Source organism: Fodinibius salsisoli (assembly GCF_026229185.1).
GTDB lineage: Bacteria > Bacteroidota > Rhodothermia > Balneolales > Balneolaceae > Fodinibius > Fodinibius salsisoli.
Map to the genome: position 1 here is coordinate 62,341 of NZ_JAGGJA010000015.1, position 23,567 is coordinate 85,907.

The following is a 23,567-nucleotide window of genomic DNA, read 5'->3' on the forward strand; positions in this document are numbered from 1 at the left end:
AAATTTATGGCGCCTTTTATACCCTTTGTCTTCAGCTGCTAATGGCTATGGATAGTTACTTCGCGCATACGAAATAAGGGCTGATAGACCTGGTCCACCACCAAACTCATTATCGCCTGAGGTATTAAAAGCCGGACTGCTTGACTCTGCACTTTGCACACCTACTACTCTCGGCCATCCTTCGCCATCCCACCAGCCCCAAACAGGGCCACCGGAATGACCGCCTGTGATATCATTGAAGTGCCCAAGCACATATCCATCTTGTCCGGATGTTGACTCAGAACTTACTGAAGATATAGCACATTCTCCTTCATATGCCGGTCGCTGAGTACTCGTAAGATCACCGGGATAACCCATATGCTGCCAGACATCCAAATCATCCCAGGAATCCGAATAAGTGCGATACCCCGGATAGCCCACCCGGTTGCCAACATAGTCGTTCATCACAAGTACCACATAATCAAAGGCCGTCTCTAAATCTGACAATCCGCCTTGCGCTTTATTCCAGTAGATGACCCTTGTAGCATAAAATTCTCCCCAGGGACCATTGCTATTGTAATAGCCCGGCGAAAATTTTACCCATCCTGCGCCACCACCGCTTTGCCAGTTAATACAATGGCTGGCTGTGAGTACCAGGCGGGGACCGATAGTACAGCCCGTACAGGCACCTGAGGCTGTCCAAACCCGCCCCACAGTTCGCCAGGGAAAGCTGGTATCCTGATAAATATACCGCTCATCCGTGCCAAAGACATTTGTGGGAAGATCTTCGTCTTTTCTTCGGCGTCTCATTTGCTCGGCTATCTCCAGGTCTATTTTTGATTTCTCCGGAAAGTATCTGGCCGGTGCCGTAGCCTGTCGCTGCCCGATAATAGACTCAACATCGCCAAACTCCTTAAGGCAGCTCTTGCCCAGCGGTGTTACCGGAATATTTGGTACCGGCGTCGGTTTAACAAGTTGCTCTTTTTCATACTCAATACGTTTACTCTCCAGTTCAGCAACCACATTATAAACTCCGGGTTGCTCCCAATTACGCTCCAGGCGAGGTATAGTCCCCTCGGGCAAAGCAAACGTTTTAAGATTTACTTTCTCAAACTGATGCGATAGCTCTTCTGGCTTATCAAAGCTACGCTCTTTCAGTTCTTCAATTCTAAGTGGATCTTTCGATTTCATAAAAACCTCTCTCTTTGTTGTTTGGATTATACTTCCTTAGCAGGAATACATAGGTAAGATCCTTTTTTTACCTAATCCTTACATATTAATTTTCCAGAGGTCCATTTTTACTTTATTTTACTTCTTATTTGGTGCCATCATCCATGCCTTTGAGTCCACACTATCAACTCTCCACGGTAAGCGTTATCTTAGCGTGCATCGATATTTTGAAATAGGCAACCGAGTATTACTCAACATTGATGGACGACCTACACATTTATAATACCTTAAGTCGGAAAAAAGAAAAATTTGAACCCATTAATGACGGATTTGTTGGTATTTATGTATGTGGCCCAACGGTCTATGGGGATCCTCATCTGGGACATGCCAAAAGCTATGTGTCCTTTGATGTTGTAGTCCGGTACCTCCGCTACCTCGACTATAAAGTGCGCTACGTGCAAAACATTACGGATGTGGGGCACTTAACGGATGATGCCGACCAAGGCGAAGACAAGCTCGAAAAGCAGGCAGAGATCGAAAAGCTCGAGCCCATGGAAATTGCCGAAAAATATACCTACAACTATTTCCGGGATATGGATAAGCTGGGCGTTCAGCGTCCCGACATTTCTCCGCGCGCTACCGGCCATATCATTGAACAGATTGAGATGGTGAAAAAACTTTTGGATAAAGGGCATGCCTATGAAGTGGATGGGAACGTTTATTTTGATGTCTCATCCGATGAATCCTATGGTAAGCTCAGTGGCCGCTCTGTTGAAGACCAGGAAAGTGGAACACGTATTGAAACGGCCAGCGACAAAAAAGCACCCGAAGATTTTGCCCTCTGGAAGCGTGCCGGCGATGACCATATTATGAAATGGCCCTCACCTTGGGGTATGGGCTACCCCGGTTGGCATGTAGAATGTTCGGCCATGTCCACTAAATACCTTGGCGCACATTTTGATATCCACGGAGGCGGTCTGGATAACCAATTCCCACATCACGAATGCGAAATAGCCCAAAGTGAAGGAGCCTTTGATCAACCCTTTGCCAACTACTGGATGCACAACAACATGGTGACCCTCGAGGGACAAAAAATGGGTAAGTCACTGGGTAATGCCATTTCACTCAATCAGTTTTTTTCCGGCGATAATGAACTGCTAAGCCGTGCCTGGGATCCACAAGTAATCCGATTCTTCCTGCTTCAGAGTCACTATCGAAGCACTACCGACTTTTCGGAGGATGCTCTTGCAGGAGCTGAAAATGGACTCAACAACCTGCAAGAAATGCTTCTTACTATTGATGGCACTGAAAGCGGTACAGCAGAAGATTATGACCTTGATACCCTTAGAGCAACAATAGAGCAAAAGCTGAATGATGATTTCAACACGGCTCAGGCTATTGCTGTACTTTTTGAAGAGCTAAAAGACATCCGTAAACAAATTAACGGTAGCCAGCCCCCTGCAAATATTGGCGATATCAAGCAGTTTCTGCACGAGTTCGTAGATGGAGTGCTGGGCTTGTGGCCACAAACAGATACTTCAACTGGTGATTCGAAGGATAAAACAGAACAGCTTGTTGAACTGCTGATTGACCTTCGCAGCCAGGCACGCAGCAACAAAAATTTTGAGCTGGCGGATGCCATCCGCGATCAGCTGCAGGAACTCGGTATTGAGTTGATGGACAATCCCGACGGAACGGATTTTAAAATTAAAAAGGGCGACTCCTCTCAATCATCATTTCAAAATTTAAAAGACCAATTTAATATTTAATGCCCCGAATGCTTTAAATAAACAAGAACTCGATTCCAAACGAGAGGATTTTCTGACCATATTTTCACAATTGATATCCGTGCACTGATCAATTATTCTCCCCTTCTCAAGGGGAGGTACAAAGCCTGTCCCGAGCATTCGGGAAGGGGTTCACAGGTTGTTCTGGAATTAATACTAATGACTACACTTATTACTCATAGCTAATATTTATGCAAGCATCTGATTATCTCGTCTGGAGCGCTGACCCCATAGCTTTTAGCATTGGCCCTATCGACCTGCCCTTCCCACTTGCCATCTGGGGACTTGTAGCAGCGGCTGTTCTCATCTATTTTGGCTATCAAAAACTCGTACCCGAAGATCTTCCTGCTGGCAAGGAACCTGAGATACCGGCTTGGAAACTTTGGGGAATGGTTATCGGGTCATTTATTATCGGGCAGCTTATTTTTCTTTTGCTCCCCTCGCCAACAATCAACGAAATCGGGCCTATAGCCCCCCGGTGGTATGGTTTTCTGTTTGCCTCTGCTTTTGCAGTAGGGTTTATATTAACACGTAAGATGTTCGAGCATGCCAGTCGTGATCCCCTGGAGGTGGACCAACTTTTTCTCTATGTGATGCTTGCCACTATAATTGGTGCTCGCTTGGGGCATGTTCTCTTCTATGACCCCTCCTACTACCTGCGGCATCCAGGCGAAATCATTGCCATTTGGCATGGAGGCCTTGCAAGCCACGGCGCTGCCATTGGTATTCTTATTGCGATGTATCTTTTTGCCCGTAAGCAAGCGAATATGAGCTTTTTATGGGTTGCCGATCGAGTAGTCGTTGTTGTAGCCATTGCGGGTGCTTTTATTCGGACCGGTAACTTTGTCAATTCCGAAATTATTGGCCAACCGACGGAGTTACCCTGGGGCGTTATCTTTGAGAAGGCTCCCGGACTTACTTCCATCGAACGGACGGTGCCTCGCCATCCCACGATGCTCTATGAGGCTCTTCTATGCATTGCCATTTTTGCACTTCTTTGGGTTATCTATAAGCGATATCGTAACCGACCTCCAGAGGGCGCCCTGTTTGGTACATTTCTGGCTTTGCTATTTGGCGGACGTTTTTTCCTTGAATTCACCAAAATCAACCAAGCTGCTTTTGCCGGCACTTGGGCCATCAATATGGGCCAGTGGCTGAGTGTCCCTTTAATCCTGGTAGGCATATGGTTGTTGGCGAAAAAGGTAAATTGGAACAAAACAGAAGCATCGAGCCAGCCATAATTATTTCTACTAAAATGTATTAGAAATAATTAGCTGCAAATGATACATTTGGATTGTATAGGCAAGGGATAGCAAGAATTAAAACTGACTTCAACTTAGATTTTATTTTTTATGGACGGATTAGATCAGGCGATTCAAGACCGAATTAATGACTGGTTAAACGGGAGTTATGATGAAGAAACAAAAGCTGCTATACAATCCAAGTTAGATGCCGAACAATATGAGGAGCTGACAGACGCTTTCTATACCGACATGAAGTTCGGTACCGGGGGCATTCGGGGCATTATGGGGGTGGGACCTAACCGCGTCAATAAATATACTTTTGGGATGGCGACCCAGGGATTCAGCAACTTCTTGAAGAAGACATATCCTGATGAACCCATAAGTATTGTAATTGCCCACGACTGCCGCAATAATTCAGAAACGTTGGCGCGGGTTGTTGCCGATATCTTTTCTGCCAACGGCATCCACGTGTACCTATTTGATGGCTTACGGCCTACCCCGGAGCTTTCCTTTGCTATCCGCGAACTCAATTGCCACGGCGGAGTGATGCTTACAGCCTCCCACAATCCAAAGGAATACAATGGCTACAAAGCTTATGGTGCCAATGGAGGACAGCTGGTTTCTCCATACGACAAAATGGTTATGGAGGAGGTTCAACAAATTGATGATGTCAAGGAAGTACAGTTTGATGGTGTTGAAGAAAACATCGAGATGATAGGTAAGGCTATTGATGAGAAATACCTCGAAACTATTGCTCAACTTTCTTTATCGCGGGATGCTATTGAACGACAGAAAGATTTAAGCATCGTCTTTTCTCCCATACACGGTACATCGGGTGTATTAGTGCCCCCGGCCCTGGAACGCTATGGTTTTGAGAATGTGAACCTGGTTGAAGAACAGATGAGCTTTGACGGAGACTTTCCCACGGTTGAATATCCCAATCCTGAGGAAAAGGAAGCGCTCTCCATGGCCCTTGACAAAGCTAAATCCATTGATGCCGAGCTGGTGATGGCTACCGACCCCGATGCCGATCGCGTGGGCATTGCTGTCAAAGATAATCAGGGGGAATGGATTCTTCTCAACGGAAACCAAACGGGCACACTTATCATCAACTATATGCTCAACGCCTGGAAAGAGGCCGGAAAGTTAACCGGGAAAGAGTACATCGTTAAGACCATCGTTACCACCTATCTTATCGATCGTATTGCCGAGTATTATGATGTGGAATGCTTCAATACGTTGACGGGCTTTAAATATATTGGAGAACTGATGACCGAGCTGGAAGGCAAAAAGCAGTTTATTGCCGGCGGTGAAGAAAGTTACGGTTACCTGATCGGTGAGCACGTTCGCGACAAAGATGCCGTGGTTTCAGCTGTCATCATTGCAGAAATGGCCGCCTATTACAAGGATCAGGGCAGCAGCCTCTATGATACTTTGTTGGATATCTATCAGCAGCACGGATACTTCCGGGAAGAACTGGTTTCCGTTTATAAGCGCGGTCGTGAGGGAGCTGAAGAAATTCAACAGATGCTCAAGGGATACCGGGAGAATCCACCTGAAGAACTGGGAGGCTCTAAAATTGTGAAGGTTAAGGATTATCTGGAAGGCCAATCCAAAAACCTAATATCGGGGAAAAAATCTGCTATTGACTTACCCAGCTCAAACGTTCTGCAATTTATTACGGAAAGTGGATCCATTGTTTCTGTTCGTCCCTCGGGCACTGAGCCAAAAATTAAATTCTACTGCAGCGTCAATACGAATCTCGAAAGCCGTGCTGAATTTGATAATAAAACAGAACAACTTGACGCAAAGATGGAAGATATTATCCAAGAACTTACCGAATGAGAAATGCGTATATTCTTTTATATAATTGGGGATATGATTCATCTAAAGGACTTTTACATCCCCCTTTCTACCTCCTTTAGTTATTTAATCCTTATCTAAATAATTACCTGCCATTAGGGATTAAATTACGCCTCTATTATCTTCCCACATGTTGTGGCTTGTTAACTATGAATACTGGTCAGCATGGATGATAAATTAAAACATCAAGAAGATAACATTCACCAAAAATCAGGTTGGCTAACAAAATACCAACATTACTTGGGGGAGTTTGTCTATGGTGGGATTGACGGCAGTGTGACTACATTTGCGGTGGTTGCAGGCTCGGCAGGGGCCGGTCTTGATTCTTCTGTGATCATTATCCTGGGTTTTGCAAACTTGATAGCAGATGGATTTTCTATGTCAGTAGGAAGCTACCTTTCTAATAAAAGTGAACTGGAAAATTTCCAGAAGCATGAACGTATCGAACACTGGGAAGTCGAAAATCTACCTGAGCAGGAAAGGGAAGAAGTTCGAAAAATTTTTAAAGACAAAGGATTTGAAGGCAAATTACTAAAACAGGTTGTTGATGTAATAACCGAGGATAAAGAGCGATGGGTAGACGTAATGATGAAAGAAGAGCTTGAAATGATGAAACAAATTAAGTCCCCCCTCGCTATGGGATTTGTTACATTTGTTTCATTTATTGCTGTTGGTCTGATACCCCTTATTATTTACATTCTGGATTATATTTCGGACTCTGAAATAAATCACCTTTTTACCAGTTCCATTCTGATGACTTTTGTAGCTTTCTTTGGGATTGGTTTTTTAAAATCCGTCGTCAATCAGACTGGAAAATTAAAAAGTATTGCAGAAACATTATTTCTGGGAGCAGCAGCAGCTTTTTTGGCCTATTATACTGGTAACTTTTTGGAAAAGTTATTTTAATCCCACCGCCAATAATTAAACTAAATGATGGATTTCCTTCTTACCCCTGAAGTCAAGGTTTTCTATTATGCTATGATTACCGCCTTGGCGACAGGGGGTGGTGCCCTTCCCTTTTTCTTCCTCAAAAACCTGACGCGTAGCTGGCTGGGCATCGCAAACGCCATTGCTTCCGGACTGATGCTGGCAGCAAGCTTTGGACTGATCTATGAAGGACTCAATTATAACCTTTGGTACACCTTCATCGGTATTCTTCTGGGGTTACTATTTATTGTAATAAGCCAAAAAATATTAAACAACAACCACGATGGATATGACATCCAGGATATTACCAGTGTGAACAGATATAAAATGCTGCTTATCGTCGGCATTATGACCCTCCACTCCTTTACCGAAGGTGTAAGTGTAGGTGTTTCTTTTAGCGGCAGTCTTGATTTAGGACTCTTCATTACAACGGCCATTGCCGTGCATAATATTCCTGAGGGGCTCGCCATTAGCTTGGTTCTTGTACCAGCCGGTACAACGCCCCTTAAAGCAACTTGGTGGAGTATCTTTTCCAGCCTGCCTCAACCGCTGATGGCTGTACCTGCATTTCTGTTTGTAGAAATATTTAGAGAATACCTGCCCATGGGATTGGGCTTTGCGGGCGGGGCGATGATCTGGATGGTCTTTGCTGAACTTATTCCTGAAGCCCTCGAAGAAAGTAACACTTCAACCATTGCCACAGCCATCACCATTGCCATTGCTCTGATGATTCTTTTTCAATCCCTCATTGGATAATAGTTTAAGTAGTTTATCAAAAGAGGACTTGCCAGAACCGATTCTAACCATCTTCGAGTTCATTGCGCCCCGATAGTCTTCAGGGCGTCAGATTGAGCGCAGCGGAACGAAGTGGAGTGAAGTCGAAATGTTGACCAGTATTTCAAAGCCCTTAACAGCTATGGGATCCTCTTTTCAACTATTAACAAGTAACGCTCCCAATCTATTTGATGGGAAGTCCAATATTTAATTACTTCTATTATTCAAGTATTTCTTTAACAAGACTAATTTCATATGAACCATTCGCTACGTAATACAACCCAACTTCTGACTGCCGCGCTTCTCTGCTTTTTGTTTCTGTGGCCCGGACAAACGCATGCGCAACAGAAAGAACGGTATACAAACCTCAAAGACGCTCTTTTCAATAGCAAACTTCAGTCTTCTAACGGTCCCCGTAACGTCAATTGGATTGATAACGGTAACCGTTACTCTTATATGCAGCGCAACGAGGAGACCAATAGCATGGAAATCCGCGCCTACAATCCAGAGACCCAAGATGATGTGTTCATTTATAACAATAAAGACCATACCTTTCCCAATACGGATTCCACCTTTGAATATTCTTCTTTCCAGTGGTCACAGGATTCAAAGTACCTGGTTTTTCAATCGAACTTCCGCCCCGTGTACCGACGCTCGGGCATATCCGATTATTATCTCTACTCTGTAGAAACCGAAAGTCTGCAACTTCTTGCAAAAGACGCCCGCACCGCTGAGCTTTCTCCTGATGGTCGTAAAATTAGCTACGAGCGAGACGGCGATCTCTTTGTTTATGATATTGCAAGTGGAAAGGAAACGCAGCTCACTGACAGTGGTAAAGAATTTTTCTACAACGGCCGCTTTGGATGGGTCTACGAAGAAGAGTTTGGGCTGGCCCAGGCTTGGGAATGGTCCCCTGACAGCAAGTACATTGCCTACTGGCAGACCGATGAGCGCGATGTTCACATTTTCCAGATGACCGACTATGAAGGACATCATCCCGAGTATGAAAAGATTCCTTATCCGCAGGTAGGCGATGAGAACCCGTCTGTTAATATTGGGGTAGTTAATGTAGAGACAACCGAAAAGCAGTGGATGGACGCTCCAGAGGACGGATACATTCCACGCATCTATTGGACCTCCGAAGAAGGACAGTTGGCGATGGTACACCTCAACCGTCCACAGACTCACCTCAAGCTTTTCTTTAGTGATGCAACTTCAGGCAGCAGTGAGCTTATTATGGAAGAACAATCGGATGCCTGGATCGATGTGTTTGATTTCTTTGCCGGCATCAACCACCTGTTTTTCTTCCCAAAAGACAGCGAAGAATTTTTCTGGATTAGCGACCGCGACGGATGGAGCCATATCTACCGGTACAACTATGATGGGGAAATCCAGAACCAGGTAACCCAAGGAGATTGGGAAGTTACCTATGTACACACCGTAGATTACGAAAACAGCAAAATTTATTATACCTCTACTGAAGAATCACCACTGGAGCGTCATCTGTATTCCATCAATTTCGATGGATCCAATAAAGAAAAACATACCGTCACAGAAGGCCAGCATAACATCACAATGGGGCCTAACGGTAAATATTACCTGGATCGCTATTCGAATATCGCCACACCTACACAGGTAGAATTATGGAGCACCGAAAACGGCCAAATCGAGACGCTCGAAGACAACGCTGATGTCAAAACCTTTACGAAATCGCACGTGTATGCCCCGAAAGAGCTCTTTTCTTTTACCACTTCTGACGGTCAGCAACTCGACGGGCATATGCTCAAACCTATCGACTTTGACTCCACCAAATCCTATCCACTGGTATTAAATATCTATGGAGGTCCGGGTGCACAGGGCGTTTACAACTCTTGGGCATCCTCCGGCTGGAGCCAGTACCTTGCCCAAGAGGGTTATGTAATTGTCAATGTTAATAACCGGGGAAGCGGTGGCTACGGCTCTGAATTTGAAAAAGTGGTTTATAAACAGCTTGGCAAGTGGGAAGCCCATGACTTTGTAGAGACCGCCCAGTATATGGGAGCCAAAAGTTGGGTTGACAGCACACGTATGGCTATCCGCGGACACAGTTATGGCGGATATATGGCTACCTATGCACTGTTTACCTATCCGGAGGTTTTTGAGGTTGGTATCTCAACTGCTCCGGTAACCAGTTGGGACCTTTATGACAGTATCTATGCGGAGCGATATATGGGACTTTGGGAGAATAACAAGGAAGGTTACAAAGCAAGTTCGTCCACGGCCCATGCCAAAAATTTAGACAGCCATCTGTTACTCTCTCATTCTACAATGGATGAAAACGTACACGTACAGAACACCATGCAGTTGTTGACTGCCCTCACAAGCGCCGGCAAAGACGTAGACTTACGTATTTTTCCACCGGGTGCACACGGCGTTGCTTTCAATACCGCCAGCTATCTGCTGCTATACAAAACGTACGTGAACTACCTAAATGAGCATCTGAAATAGTACATCTGGGAATAAGGTATATGGGATATAAGGCAAATGACCTGTCTTATATCCTTATTACCAACTCATACTTCGTAGTTTTTTCTACCCCTCACTTCCATTTGTATCTCCATTAACCGGGCCTGCAAGCATGGTATCCAGTTTCTCACCACCACGGATTCCAAAATCCAGCGTGCGGATGGGGAAGGGAATCATGATATCATTCTCATCAAATTTCTGTTTCAGTGCCATGATAGCCTCACTGCGCATATCCAGAAAGTCGGGATTGGTTCGAAAGTTTACCCAGAAGCAGATCTTAAAGTTGACCGAGCTTCCTCCAAACTCCTCAAAGAAAAACAAAATGTCGCGGTCACTATTATAATTATCAAGCTCTTCAATAGCCTCGACAGCCAGCTTACGCACTTTTTTGAGATCGTCTCCATATGAGACGCCGCAGGCAAGGTCGATACGGCGTTGTCCCTCAGCGGTAAAGTTGGTCAATGGATTTTCAAACACAATTTTATTGGGAATATAGACGATCTGACCTTGTGGCGTTTGTAAAATTGTATTTCGCAGATTGAGCTTCCGTACGGTACCATAAATATCTTTAGTTTCAATAATATCTCCGATACCAAAGGGGTGACGCAACGTTAAAATAATTCCTGAAATAAAATTCGAGGCAATATCCTGAAATGCAAAACCTAAGGCCAAACCCACAATACCGGCACCGGCTAACAGAGAGGTAACCGCACCATCCAAATTCAGAACCCCCAAGGCAATAAAAATACCTACACCCACCACAAGGATTCCAGCAATCGTCTCCAGCAGGTCAATGACGGTCTTGTTCATCGTAGCCTTCGACAAGATTTTATGAACGGCCTTACGGACCAGCTTACCGATACCAAAGAAGACGATAAGCACCAACAGGGCCATCACCATGGCGGGCAGCATTTCGATGAGCGTATCAAGCCATGACTCAAGCTTGGTCATCACCTTTTCGTTAAGCTTTGACCTAAAATCTTCGAACATGGTGGAGAAATTCATTGAATTATTTTTTTATTGCCAATTCTTGTTTCTCGACGTTAAAATCAATATATCTGTATATAAATCATAATGTTTTTATCAAACTTTGTGAACCGATGCCATCGATAAGAAACTATTGGTAAAAGGAATGGTCTCACAAGATTTGTATGTTTTGTGTTCTACTCAAGAAAGCTAATCTTAATATTATTACTGATATGCCAAAACGAAAAGCAAAATCGACGTGGAATGGAGATTTAAAAAATGGAAAAGGTAAAATGTCATTTGGCAGCGGCGCCTATGAAGGGGCCTATTCCTTTAAATCACGATTTGAAGAAGGCACCGGCACGAACCCCGAAGAACTAATCGGGGCGGCCCACTCCGGCTGTTTCTCCATGGCTTTGTCGGCCGACATAGCGGATGCCGGCTACAGTCCTGAATCGGTGACAACCAGCGCTGAAGTATCTTTGGAAGGCGGTTCCATAACAACCATCCTGTTAAAGACGGAAGCAAGTGTCCCGGATATTGATGAGGATACTTTCCAGGAAATTGCAGAGGGATCCAAAGAAAACTGCCCGGTATCCAAAGCATTAGCCGGCGTAGATATTAAGCTGGACGCTTCCTTACAAAGTTGATCCAGTCATTTAGATATTTGGTGGTTATGGTTATCTGTGGAACAACACCCGCTGTGATAAGCGTCCACGCTTATCACTAATGGGCATATTTATTTCAAGCGTGGAAGCTTGAAATAGCAATTATTAGTTGCTCACTATTAGCATCCAACCACTAAATAGGTATAAGCTGTTTATTGAAAGGGATGCCAGTTCAACTGGCATCCCTTATTTTCGTAAGAAAGAATTGCTTCAACTCATCTTATAGTTACCTTCTAATTAAACTCCCGAATGTATATGAAACACCTTTTTTTCTCTATAACAGTGGTTTTGGCCCTGTTGTGCAGCTCCCTCCTGACCAAAGCACAACCTATAGTTGCTGAAAATGCGGAGTCCGTCAATCCAGTACTCACCGGTACAACCATACCCGATGTGACCATCACGGCATTGGATGGCAGCGAACAAGAACTTCGAGACCTTGTTTCCCAAAAGCCAACCGTACTTATCTTTTACCGCGGTGGATGGTGTCCTTTCTGTAACAGGCACCTGGCCGAAGTACAAAAAGCCTCCCAAGATCTTACTCAAATGGGCTACCAGATAATTGGTATTAGTCCAGACAAAGCAGAATTCCTTAGAGAAAGCACTCAAAAGCACAACCTTTCTTACTCCTTGGTTTCCGACAGTCGCATGGCAGCCTCGAAAGCCTTTGGACTGGCCTATAAAATGGATAAAGAGACGATCAAACAGTATAAAGCCAATGGCCTTGATTTAGCCGAACGCACGGGTAATGACCACTATATGCTTCCGGTGCCTGCTCTTTACCTCGTCAATCCCGATGGACTGATTACCTTTCAGTATGTCAACCCCAATTACAGAACACGCATTAAATCTGAGGTTTTGCTTACTGCAGCTCAAGTTTATTTACCAGAATCAGCATCAAATTGATGCTACCCAAAGCAATAAAGTCCTTAAAACATAGGTTAACAACCCTGCCTGAATCTTTGTATCTTTGGGCTTATGACTACTCAAGCCGATACCAAAGAAAAAATCAACCTTAAAGACCTAACCAAGCAGGAACTGCAGGATTTTAGTGCCGATATGGGGCTGGCTTCCTATCGCAGTGACCAGCTGTTTCAATGGCTCTATCAAAAGGGCGTGCACAGCTTCGATGAGATGACGAACCTCTCCAAAGATCTGCGCAGCCAGCTTAAAGAGGTCGCGCAGGTTCCCACCATCCAACATGTTCGTCAACAGGAATCCAAGGATGGCACCATCAAATTTCTTTTTGAACTGCAGGGTGATGAGGGTCATAAGGTTGAGTCGGTACTTATCCCTGACTTTTACCCGGATGGAGCCGCCAACAGGCTTACGGTTTGTGTCTCATCCCAGGTAGGCTGTGTGTTTGGATGCTCATTCTGCGCGACTGGCAAGATGGGCTTTTTCCGTAGTCTTACGCATGGAGAAATTGTCGATCAGGTGCAGTATATCGATCAACTATGTGAAGAAAAGTTTGGGAAAGGCATCACCAACATTGTGTATATGGGTATGGGCGAGCCCCTGCATAATTATAAAGCGATCGTCAATTCCGCCTCCATCATTATGGATGAACTGAGTATTGGCCTTTCTCCCAAGCGCATTACCGTTTCTACCGTAGGACTCACCAAGCAGATTAAGCAGCTTGCGGATGAACGGCAGCCCTTCAACCTGGCAATCTCGCTCCACGCGGCCAACGATGAAAAGCGGGATGAGATTATGCCCATCAACAGCTCGATGAACCTGGAAAAACTGAAAGAGGCCGTCCAATACTATTACACCAAGCTTCACCGGCCGATCACCTACGAATATCTGCTGTTTGATAATTTCAATGACTCTCCAAAAGACGCTCAACAGCTAGCTGACATTGTGCAGTGGGTGCCCAGCAAAGTAAACATCATCATGTATAATGATGTAGCAGGCGTGGCCCTAAAAGGCGCCCGTGAAAACCGACTGGATACCTTTATGCAGGAATTAATTAAAAGAGACGTCACGGCCACGGTCCGTCGCAGCCGGGGCGATGATATCGACGCCGGGTGTGGACAACTAGCCATCAAAGAGGGGCAACCCAAAGGAAAAAGTATCCGCAATAATTGATATCCCTTTGACAATTTTTTAGTTCATTAATTGTCTTCAGGCGATTGCTACGCTCGCAATGACCGTCCTTTTTCTGCCAACCTATCAATCATGGATAAAGTTCAGCAGGCGATTAAAGCGGGGTAGCCAGCGTTCACTATCCCAGGAGAAGTAGATCATCCCCGCTTTACCCACCACATGCGACTGAGGCACAAATCCCCAGAAGCGGCTATCTTCACTATTATCGCGGTTATCACCCATCATAAAATAATAGTCCTGCTGAATGGTATACTCGTTGGTTTGCTCTCCATTAATAACAAACTGTTCTCCATTTCGCTGTACGCTGTTGCCCTCGTACCGGGCAATGATATTTTCGTACACATGATAGTTTTCGGGGGTTAACCTTACTGTTTGCCCTTTGGATGGCACCACGGTTGACGGCAGGTGATGATGGTTATTAAATCCACTTGAGAAACTAAAGCCCCGACGGTCATACTCATTAAAACCGTCTGGAAGCACAAATGGAGATACATTTGTCACTTCCGGCCAGCCTTGTACCGTTTCGGCTACCTGTTTGCTCATCTCAATACGGTAGGTTCCAGAGGATCCATTTTGAGATTGATAGAGGGTACCTCCGGCGGCTTCTACTTTGGCCGCACTCAGCCGTACACGGTCGCGAACCTGCACATTATAGATTTGCTGGATTCCCGGAAAAGGCTGCGCCTGGTTTCCATTTACAAAAAGCTGCTTGTCGTCAATAGAAAGAGTATCGCCGGGCATACCCACTGCTCGTTTAATGTAATTGGTCTTGGCAGCAATGGGGGTAATATCAATTGGATAGTTAAACACCACAATATCATTCCGTTCAATATCTTCAAACCCCGGGATGCGCGTCCACGGCAACACCAACCCGGGCAGGTAAATATTGGTAAACGGTATACCCAACACCATGGGTGTACGAGGTCCATAGTTCATTTTGGAGACAATCAGAAAGTCCCCGGTCATCAGGGTTTTCTCCATAGATGGGGTGGGAATACGATACGCTTCAAAAAAGAACGTACGAATAATGAGGGCAGCCACCGCCGCAAATAGAAGAGCATCGGCCCATTCTCTAAGCCAGCTTTTTGCCTTCTCATTCTGATTATGCTTCCGGCGATTTCGCCGTTTTTGACGTTCTTCTTTCGTTAATTGATTTGCCAAAGTAACTCCTTATATCGTTCTAACTGTAAAATTTAGTAGCTCATACCCGGTGGTGAGGAAATCTCCTTCGTCCGGTATTGTCCATCTTTATGTGTAACGTTAAACCACTTTTTGCGCTCAATAGAGTAGTAATAATCCTGATAAGGAGGAAGGTCTTCTATAGCCATCATTTCCTTTGCAAAGTATCGCTTAATCTGTGGCATCAAATCGATATATTTACTGGCCCCCGCATACACCAATCCCCGACCAAAAGGTCCGTCGATATCAAGAAGCATCATGGGGATACTGTCATCCACGACAAACCAGTATTCAAATTGAATAGCTTGTGCAGGACGAAAATCTTCTTTGTTAATCAGGTCGCCAATAGTCTTGGTGGGATCTCCGTAGAGTCCCTGCAGCCGGGCTCGAATTTCATTAGTCTGGCGCTCATCCAGAACAGTTCTACCGTAAAAGCCTTTGCCCACCCACTTGATATCCTCAAACTCATTTGAAAACCATGCTTTCTTGTCATCACCAATTTTGGTGATTTCCGGTTCTTCAAACTGTGCCTGACCTGTAGCAACAAAGACGGCTATTAATACAACGGTTAGTGATAAAGATTTCAATACTGTTCGCATCAGATATAAATTAGTAAATGAAAATTGTGGTTGTTGTAACGTTTGTGATAGCCGGTTATTACCAGCTATCCATTAAAATTTAATTGTCTTCATCCATAGACAGAACAGCAAGAAACGCCTCTTGAGGTACTTCTACGGTTCCCACCTGTTTCATCCTTTTCTTCCCTTCCTTCTGCTTCTCTAAAAGCTTTCGCTTCCTGGAAACATCACCGCCATAACATTTGGCAGTTACATCTTTGCGGATAGCCGGTATTGTTTCCCGGGCTATCACATTAGAGCCTATCGCTGCCTGAATAGGCACTTTAAACTGGTGTCTTGAAATCAGCTCTTTAAGTTTCTTGCAAAGCTTACGTCCCAGTTCGTAGGCTTTGTCTCGATGGATAATACTTGAAAGGGCATCGACGGGGTCGCCATTGAGCAGAATATCCAACCGGACCAAATCGCCCTCTCTGTACTCCAAAAACTCATAATCCAGCGAAGCATAACCCCGCGTACCACTTTTAAGCCGATCATAAAAATCAAAAACCACTTCAGCCATCGGCAGCTCATAAGTAATATCAACCCGCTGGCTCTGCATGTGGATCTGGTTGACGTACTTGCCGCGCTTTTCCTCGCACAACTTCATTACCGGACCAATATAATCGGAGGGCGTAATTATACTCGCCTGGATGTACGGCTCATAGACGGCATCTACCTTCCCGGGATCCGGCATCTCACTGGGATTGTCAACGGTAATAATCTTCTGCTCGTTTTTTTCGGTCATGTGCACTTCGTACTCCACGTTCGGCACGGTGGTCACAATATCGATATCGAACTCACGATCCAATCGCTCCTGCACAATTTCCATGTGGAGCATACCCAGGAAACCCGCCCTGAAACCAAAGCCCAGTGCCTTTGAAGTCTCCGGCTGATAGGTCAATGATGCATCATTCAACTGCAACTTTTCCAGGGCCGACCGCAGGTCTTCAAAATCATCCGACTGCGTAGGGAACAGTCCACTGAATACCATCGGCTTTGGCTCTTGGTAGCCCGGAATGGGCTTATCCGCTGGATTTTTAGTCGTCGTCAACGTATCACCCACACGAGCATCTTCCAGCGATTTCACGCTTCCAATGACATACCCTACATCCCCGGCCTCTAACTTGTCGGCCTTCACCTTCTTGAGTTTCAGATGGCCAACCTCTTCGGCTTCATAATCTTTATCGGTCGCCATAAAATGGATGCCATCGCCCTGGTGAAGGGTGCCTTCCATTACGCGAACATATACAATGGATCCGCGGTAGGTATTAAAAACGGAATCAAAGATGAGGGCGCGCAACGGCTTGTCGGCTTCTCGCGAGGGACCTGGGATACGTTCTACAATCGCTTCTAAAAGTTCGTCTACCCCTTCGCCCGTCTTTCCGGAAACCTGGAGAATATCTTCATGATCGCAGCCAATCAGATCTACAATCTGCTGGCCTACGCCTTCCGGGTCAGCGCCAGGCAAATCAATTTTATTCAAAACTGGTACAATTTCCAGATCTTGTTCAATAGCCTGGTACAGCGTCGAAATGGTCTGTGCTTCCACCCCCTGGGCGGCATCAACCACCAGCAGTGCTCCTTCACAGGCCTTGAGCGCGCGGGATACCTCATAGGCAAAATCTACGTGACCCGGCGTGTCAATGAGGTTAAAGAGCACCTTCTCTCCACTGGGGCGCTCGTAATCCATCTTAATAGCATGGCTCTTAATGGTGATACCCCGCTCGCGTTCCAGATCCATATCATCCAGTATCTGCTCCTGCATCTCACGCTCCGTAATAGCGCCAGTCCGTTCTAACAGGCGATCTGCGAGCGTCGATTTGCCATGATCAATATGGGCAATAATACAAAAGTTGCGAATTTGGGTCATAAGGATGTGTTACCTGCACACAGTTAGCTTATCAAAAAGAACGCTAAAGATACAAAAATCATGGTCTGTTTTCATACCATAATATAGAAAACTGCAAATCATACTTTTATATAAAAAGCCCAACACGTTAGGACTATTGCATTGGGCCACTTTAAAAAAATGCGACTTGCTCTTTAGGTATATCAGTTCTCCTCTTCGCCGGATGTTGGATTCAGCAATTCTACATGAAAACGAAACTTCTCTCCTTCAATGGTCATGGTATCATACATCTCTCGTATAAGATCAAATACCACCTCCGTTTCTCCCCGAACACTTGTTGATAAGTAATTAACATCAACTTCTACATCATGCTGGGCTACCAACTCAAGTAAAAAATCGATACTTTCCCGCGGATCAGTAGCTTTTAGCGGGATGTAGGTGAACTGGGCAGTTGTAATCATAATTTCTATACTCTAATTATCTTGTGTTCATTGCTTAACTGAACAGTAAGGATAATTGTTTCAAGGTAATAGTTCAATCACAAATGGCAGATATTTCTATCTAATAATAAGTTCTCATTCCTTTCCAAACATTAGACTTGTTCTCTCTTTTTTGCATTTAAAAAACCTGAAACATAGTCGATAAACAAACTGAATAAGGCATAAATTTCACAGTTCCACGACTTACATAGCTCTATAGTGCTTAACCAATCTCATGACCGTTTAAATCGGCATAATTTCTTTGGAACAAGCTCTCGAATAGCCGGTATAAAACACCAGTACCAGAAAACTTCGACGAATTTCAGACATGCATAGAAAGTTAATCAGCACCGCTTTTATCCAACTTACCATTTTTACGCTATTACTCATTGGTTTTGTAATTACGGTTTCAGCTTAATACCTCCTGTTTTTCTTACGACTGTAATACAAGAACAACTATCATCTCATTATATCATCAATCAACCCCTATAATTATGAGTAGACAACTACAATCAATAGTATCTTATGGATTCTTTTCATTGCTACTGTTGGCGGGTGTCACGGCTTGTGACCCAGCAACCAATAATAGTAGCAATGGCGAATCAGCCAATGTAGAAGTTAAGCTCACCGATGCCCCGGCCAACTATGATGCTGTAACCATCGATATTCAGAGTGTGCGCCTGCATGCTGACTATGAAGAAGACTTGGATCAAGACAGCTTAGAAACGGACGAAGAAGCCGAAGAGGAAGGCTGGATTACGATCATGGATGAACCTCTCGAAGTGAACCTTCTTGATCTAACCAACGGAAATGATATTACGCTGGGGTCCACGACGCTGGAAGAAGGCGAGTATTCGCAGTTGCGATTCATCTTAGGCGATAACAATACCGTTACCATCGATGGCGAAACCATCCCTCTCAAAACGCCCAGTGCCCAGCAATCTGGCCTGAAGCTTCAGTTAGATGCTGATGTGGAAGCAGGAGAAACGTACACTCTCTTAGTTGATTTTGATGCTGCCAAGTCGATTGTTAAAGCAGGTAACAGCGGCATGTACCTCTTAAAACCTGTGCTGCACGCCGTTAACTTAGCAGAAGCAGGCTCCATCGGTGGACATGTGTCGCCCGCTATGGCCGACAGCGCCGGTTTCAACACCCACGTTATGGCCATTACAAATGATGATACACTCTCTACCATTACCGGTGAGGAAGGCAACTATAAAATTATGGGTCTCCTCCCTGCTACTTACGATGTCGTTTTCGATCCGGATAGTGAGATGTATGAAGATACCACTATTACCGGTGTTGAAGTGATTGCTGGCGAAGAAACCCCGGTTGACAGCCTCTCCTTCCGTTAAGCTTCTACATTAATAGTTCTTTACTTATTCTTGGGTCCTGCTTGCCAAAGCAGGACCTTTTTTTATTGGATAAAACCGGGAGTACCCATTCAATGAAGAAGCCCTTCCCATTGCTCCCAAAAGCAATGCGCATTCGTTGGGAAACTTATAGGCATAAGTTGATGGACTTATGCGCATAAAAATATTTTTTATAGGCATAGGATGCAGTGGACATTTTGTTTAAGAAACGACCACATCTTAGCATTGCAATCCCCCGCTGCTTTGTTGATATTAAATCAGGATACGCCAGTACCTTATGTCGGGGAATATTCCGACATAAACGTTTTATATCAGAAGTAACTTTCAAACCCAATAATCGGGATTATGGTAACTAAACAATCAATATTTCAAAGTATACTAACTGTTTTAACGGCAATTATCGTGGTCAGCTGCGGTTCAGATCCGGAACAACAAACCGAGCAGCCGGAAACCGAATCAACGATGCAGGGCGCTGCTGATCGGGTAGCAACCATCGAAGAGGGTTTAGCCGGACCAGAAGCCATCCGCTATGATGCCGGACAAGATGTTTATTTTATCTCTAACTTCAACGGCCAGAGTAGTGCCGCGGACTCCAACGGATATATTGCCAGAGCGCAACCGGACGGGACCATCGACTCACTGAAGTTTATGACCTCCACAGAGGAAGGCCCTCTGCACGCGCCCCGGGGCATGTATATTACCGGCGATACCCTTTACGTGGCAGACCTTAAGGGTGTGCATGCGTTCAATACGCAAACTGGAAGCCATATTAACTTTTTCGACTTTACTTCTTTTGAGCCCGGCTTTCTCAATGATATTGCTGTAGGACCTAATGGCAAGATCTACGTTACGGATACGGGCCAATCTCGTGTCTATGAGATAGACGGCTCGGAAATTAGTATCGCTATTGATTCTCTCGAAAGTCCACCCAACGGTATTACCTGGGATGAACAGAAAGGTAAATTCCTGATTGCGCCCTGGAACAGCGGAGAGAAATTCCAGGCATTTATGCCGGACAGTATCTATGCACAAGACTTCATCACCACAAGCTCGGGCGGTAATTTTGACGGCATCGAACCGTTTGACGGAGCGTACCTGGTCTCCAGCCAAAACGATTCCAGCCTATACCTGATCAGGGACAGCCAAGATCATAAAGCAGTAATCAAGACAGCTCCTGAGCCCGCAGACATCGCGCTCGATACCAAGCGCAGTCGCGTAGCCGTTCCTTATATTAATTTAAATCGCGTGGATATCTGGCAGCTCAACGAATAATGCTGTAGACTCCTGAGGTTAACACCTCCGGGTGGGCGGCCGCTCACTCATCATTGGCCAAGCAGTGGTTGCCCGGGGATGATAATTCCGTTTATATCCACCTAATTTAGTATCAAAGTATCTTAACAGATTGCAAGAACAGGGAAATCTCTATGCCAGATTTCCCTGTTTTTATAGCGATAACTATTTTCCAACACAGCCATAACAATATCTTTACATTTTCATGTGGAAGATTTCCTAAAAAGTTTTATCTTTACCTCCTGATGCAAAACAACAGCTTCCATATCCATCCTTTCCATCATCATGGCGGTTTCGACCGTCAATAGCATCTTTATAGGTAGCTTATGCTGCCCTCCCGTCTTACATATATCCGCCTAACAATCTTTATTTCAATTAATTCATATTCCTAATTGTCATGGAAAGAACTGCAGATTCCAAAACTTCTTTACGTATTGCTATACAAAAATCGGGACGATTAACCGATAAAACGATTGAGCTCCTAAAAGGCATTGGCCTTCGTTTTGACGACTATAAGCGAAACCTGATGGTGGAATGCCGCAATTTTGATGTTGAGCTTCTTCTTATCCGCGATGATGATATTCCCGAATATGTGCAGGATGGCGTGTGTGACCTTGGTTTTGTAGGGGCAAACGTCACCGCCGAAACCGGGGCCAATGTAACGGTACTTCGTGACTTAGACTACGGGGTATGCCGACTCTCTCTTGCGGCTCGCAAAGAAGGAGACATCCAGACCACCGAAGACTTCCAGGGCAAAACAGTTGCTACCAGTTATCCCAAACTGACACGCGATTATTTTGAAGAAAATGATGTAGAAGCCCAAATTGTAACCATTTCCGGGGCCGTTGAGATTGCTCCCCGCCTGGAAGTTGCGGATGCTATTTGCGACTTGGTTTCAACCGGTAACACGCTTAAGGCGAACGGACTTCAAGAGCTGGATACCATCCTGGAGTCGGAAACCCAGCTGATCCAAACCAACAAAACCCTTTCGGAGGGCAAAAAACAGCTTATCGATAAGTTTCTGCAGCGGATGGACGGTCACCAGCAGGCCGAACGCAGCCGGTACATTATGATGAATGCACCAGAATCATCAGTGCCTAAAATCAAGGATATCATTCCCTCGCTCAACAGCCCAACGGTCATGCCGCTCGCCGATAATAATATGGTAGCTATCCATACCGTCATTCCCATTGATGAGTTTTGGATTGTTATGGAAAAGCTCAAGAAAGAGGGCGCAACCGGTATTGTCATCCTCCCTATTGAAAGCATGATTCTATAAATAATTATGTTGACCCTCTTTTGTTTTCTCCCTATCAATAGGGAGAAAAACGTATTAATAGATAATTTGCTCTTATCGAAGTTCCTTTCCCTAATTTTAGGGAAAGGACAGGATAGGGTCACCCAAAAGCTATACAGCGGTTCTTTATGGTACTTTGTGAAATAAGATTTGCGTGTCGAAAAAAATATCAAAACCTGACTGCTTCTAATCATGGAACAGCACATATATAATACTCTATCAGAGAATCAGATTAATCAACTTTGTCAGCGGCCGAAGATGGATTTCAAATCCGTTTTTTCTACCGTAGCGCCCATTATTGACAAAGTAGAGACAGAAGGTGACCAGGCTGTCAGCTATTACACACAAAAATTTGATGGGGTATCTCCGAAGCCGCTTGCCATCAATCCCGCCCAAGAAGAGGTATCCTTAGATCCAACGGTAAAGGAAGCTATCGATACCGCTTTTGATAACATTCAGCAGTTTCACAAGGCACAGCTTCCGGTTCCAATGGAGGTTGAAACCATGCCTGGCGTTCGCTGCCAGCGGGTAGCACGCGCCATAGAACGCGTGGGATTATACGTACCCGGTGGAACGGCTATTCTGCCTTCTACCCTGATGATGCTGGGCATCCCAGCCATGCTTGCAGGCTGTTCAACCATTGTGGTTGCGACGCCGCCCAAAGCAGATGACAGTGTTGCTGACGAAATTTTATACATTGCCCAAAAGGTTGGTGCTACTACCCTGCTCAAAGCCGGAGGGGCACAAGCGGTGGCGGCAATGGCGCTGGGAACCGAATCCGTCCCCAAAGTGGATAAAATATTCGGCCCGGGCAACCAATACGTTACGGCTGCCAAGATGATGCTTCAAAACAGCGAAGCTCAAATTGCCATCGACATGCCGGCTGGTCCTTCGGAAGTACTGGTGATCGCCGATGATACTGCTAAGCCGCATTTTGTGGCCGCCGACTTACTTTCACAAGCCGAACACGGCGCTGACAGCCAGGTGGTGTTAGTCGCAACTGAAGGCTTCGATTTGGATGCATGCCAGTCGGCACTTGATGATCAGCTGGGCGACCTTCCCCGACAGCAGGTTGCCCGCAAGGCTATTGATCAAAGCTACAGCATGGTGGTCGAACATTTGGAAGAGGCCTTTTCTTTTTCCAACCGCTACGCCCCGGAGCATCTTATTGTACAGTGCCGCGAACCGGAGCAGTGGACCGATAAAATTGTGAATGCAGGCTCGGTCTTTCTGGGCCACTGGACGCCTGAAAGCGCCGGTGATTACGCCTCCGGGACGAACCATACGCTGCCGACCTACGGCTATGCCCGCATGTACAGCGGCGTGTCGGTAGATTCGTTTCTTAAGCAAATCACCATACAACAAATTACAGAAGAAGGATTGCAGAAGTTGGGCCCAACCATAGAAAAGCTTGCTGAACTGGAAGAGCTGCAGGCCCACAAAAATGCCGTCTCAATCCGAACCAACGAATTAAAGAATAATTAGCTACCCGTT

General features: G+C 45.2%; 19 protein-coding genes. 13 read left to right on the top strand and 6 right to left on the bottom strand.

Annotated elements, in window-relative coordinates; genetic code table 11:
- Nucleotides 1–45: 45 nt before the first annotated feature.
- The gene (locus J6I44_RS17395) at nucleotides 46–1,170 is read right to left on the bottom strand and encodes a trypsin-like serine peptidase (protein WP_265767450.1); all 1,125 of its coding nucleotides are present in this window, start codon (nucleotides 1,168–1,170) and stop codon (nucleotides 46–48) included.
- Between the two features lie 239 nt (nucleotides 1,171–1,409).
- Between J6I44_RS17395 and cysS the strand changes: the two genes are divergently transcribed.
- The 6 genes from cysS (at nucleotide 1,410) to J6I44_RS17425 (ending at nucleotide 10,231) form a co-directional block, all read left to right on the top strand.
- Nucleotides 1,410–2,918, top strand: a complete 1,509-nt coding sequence (gene cysS, locus J6I44_RS17400; protein ID WP_265767451.1) for a cysteine--tRNA ligase — start codon at nucleotides 1,410–1,412, stop codon at nucleotides 2,916–2,918.
- 209 nt (nucleotides 2,919–3,127) lie between these two features.
- Entirely contained in the window at nucleotides 3,128–4,177 is a 1,050-nt protein-coding gene (lgt, locus tag J6I44_RS17405) for a prolipoprotein diacylglyceryl transferase (protein ID WP_265767452.1), read from the top strand.
- Nucleotides 4,178–4,288: 111 nt separating this feature from the next.
- A complete protein-coding gene (locus J6I44_RS17410) occupies nucleotides 4,289–6,025 on the top strand; it encodes a phospho-sugar mutase (protein ID WP_265767453.1) in 1,737 nt (578 codons plus the stop codon).
- 183 nt (nucleotides 6,026–6,208) lie between these two features.
- Nucleotides 6,209–6,949: a VIT1/CCC1 transporter family protein gene (locus tag J6I44_RS17415; protein WP_265767455.1), complete on the top strand. Its 741-nt coding sequence runs from the start codon at nucleotides 6,209–6,211 to the stop codon at nucleotides 6,947–6,949.
- A 27-nt stretch (nucleotides 6,950–6,976) separates the two neighbouring features.
- Complete coding sequence (locus J6I44_RS17420) at nucleotides 6,977–7,726, top strand: ZIP family metal transporter (RefSeq protein WP_350356718.1); 750 nt, start codon at nucleotides 6,977–6,979, stop codon at nucleotides 7,724–7,726.
- Between the two features lie 273 nt (nucleotides 7,727–7,999).
- A complete protein-coding gene (locus J6I44_RS17425; RefSeq protein WP_265767459.1) occupies nucleotides 8,000–10,231 on the top strand; it encodes a S9 family peptidase in 2,232 nt (743 codons plus the stop codon).
- A gap of 84 nt (nucleotides 10,232–10,315) precedes the next feature.
- On the opposite strand, the gene J6I44_RS17430 is transcribed toward J6I44_RS17425, so the two are convergent.
- Nucleotides 10,316–11,254, bottom strand: coding sequence for a mechanosensitive ion channel family protein (locus J6I44_RS17430; protein ID WP_265767461.1), 939 nt, complete (start codon nucleotides 11,252–11,254; stop codon nucleotides 10,316–10,318).
- Nucleotides 11,255–11,448: 194 nt separating this feature from the next.
- Between J6I44_RS17430 and J6I44_RS17435 the strand changes: the two genes are divergently transcribed.
- The 3 genes from J6I44_RS17435 (at nucleotide 11,449) to rlmN (ending at nucleotide 13,971) form a co-directional block, all read left to right on the top strand.
- Nucleotides 11,449–11,865 (top strand): OsmC family protein, encoded by a 417-nt coding sequence (locus J6I44_RS17435; RefSeq protein WP_265767462.1) that lies wholly within the window; start codon nucleotides 11,449–11,451, stop codon nucleotides 11,863–11,865.
- 273 nt (nucleotides 11,866–12,138) lie between these two features.
- A complete protein-coding gene (locus J6I44_RS17440; protein ID WP_265767463.1) occupies nucleotides 12,139–12,786 on the top strand; it encodes a peroxiredoxin-like family protein in 648 nt (215 codons plus the stop codon).
- A gap of 72 nt (nucleotides 12,787–12,858) precedes the next feature.
- Nucleotides 12,859–13,971 carry a dual-specificity RNA methyltransferase RlmN gene (rlmN, locus tag J6I44_RS17445; RefSeq protein WP_265767464.1) on the top strand — a complete coding sequence of 371 codons (1,113 nt, stop codon included), beginning with the start codon at nucleotides 12,859–12,861 and terminating at the stop codon, nucleotides 13,969–13,971.
- Nucleotides 13,972–14,055: 84 nt separating this feature from the next.
- Here the strand turns inward: rlmN and lepB are convergent, their stop codons facing one another.
- From lepB to J6I44_RS17465, 4 genes are all read right to left on the bottom strand, one after another.
- Nucleotides 14,056–15,150: a signal peptidase I gene (lepB, locus tag J6I44_RS17450; protein ID WP_265767465.1), complete on the bottom strand. Its 1,095-nt coding sequence runs from the start codon at nucleotides 15,148–15,150 to the stop codon at nucleotides 14,056–14,058.
- A 32-nt stretch (nucleotides 15,151–15,182) separates the two neighbouring features.
- The gene (locus J6I44_RS17455; RefSeq protein WP_265767466.1) at nucleotides 15,183–15,767 is read right to left on the bottom strand and encodes a hypothetical protein; all 585 of its coding nucleotides are present in this window, start codon (nucleotides 15,765–15,767) and stop codon (nucleotides 15,183–15,185) included.
- Between the two features lie 79 nt (nucleotides 15,768–15,846).
- Nucleotides 15,847–17,655 carry a translation elongation factor 4 gene (gene lepA / locus J6I44_RS17460; protein ID WP_265767467.1) on the bottom strand — a complete coding sequence of 603 codons (1,809 nt, stop codon included), beginning with the start codon at nucleotides 17,653–17,655 and terminating at the stop codon, nucleotides 15,847–15,849.
- A gap of 182 nt (nucleotides 17,656–17,837) precedes the next feature.
- On the bottom strand, nucleotides 17,838–18,095 hold the full coding sequence (locus tag J6I44_RS17465) for a YkoF family thiamine/hydroxymethylpyrimidine-binding protein (RefSeq protein ID WP_265767468.1): 258 nt from the start codon (nucleotides 18,093–18,095) through the stop codon (nucleotides 17,838–17,840).
- 512 nt (nucleotides 18,096–18,607) lie between these two features.
- On the opposite strand from J6I44_RS17465, the gene J6I44_RS17470 reads away from it, so the two are divergent.
- The 4 genes from J6I44_RS17470 (at nucleotide 18,608) to hisD (ending at nucleotide 23,558) form a co-directional block, all read left to right on the top strand.
- Nucleotides 18,608–19,468 carry a DUF4382 domain-containing protein gene (locus tag J6I44_RS17470; RefSeq protein ID WP_265767469.1) on the top strand — a complete coding sequence of 287 codons (861 nt, stop codon included), beginning with the start codon at nucleotides 18,608–18,610 and terminating at the stop codon, nucleotides 19,466–19,468.
- A 363-nt stretch (nucleotides 19,469–19,831) separates the two neighbouring features.
- On the top strand, nucleotides 19,832–20,758 hold the full coding sequence (locus tag J6I44_RS17475; protein WP_265767471.1) for an SMP-30/gluconolactonase/LRE family protein: 927 nt from the start codon (nucleotides 19,832–19,834) through the stop codon (nucleotides 20,756–20,758).
- A gap of 415 nt (nucleotides 20,759–21,173) precedes the next feature.
- The gene (gene hisG, locus J6I44_RS17480; RefSeq protein ID WP_265767472.1) at nucleotides 21,174–22,055 is read left to right on the top strand and encodes an ATP phosphoribosyltransferase; all 882 of its coding nucleotides are present in this window, start codon (nucleotides 21,174–21,176) and stop codon (nucleotides 22,053–22,055) included.
- Nucleotides 22,056–22,265: 210 nt separating this feature from the next.
- Complete coding sequence (gene hisD / locus J6I44_RS17485) at nucleotides 22,266–23,558, top strand: histidinol dehydrogenase (protein ID WP_265767473.1); 1,293 nt, start codon at nucleotides 22,266–22,268, stop codon at nucleotides 23,556–23,558.
- The last annotated feature ends 9 nt before the right edge of the window (nucleotides 23,559–23,567 follow it).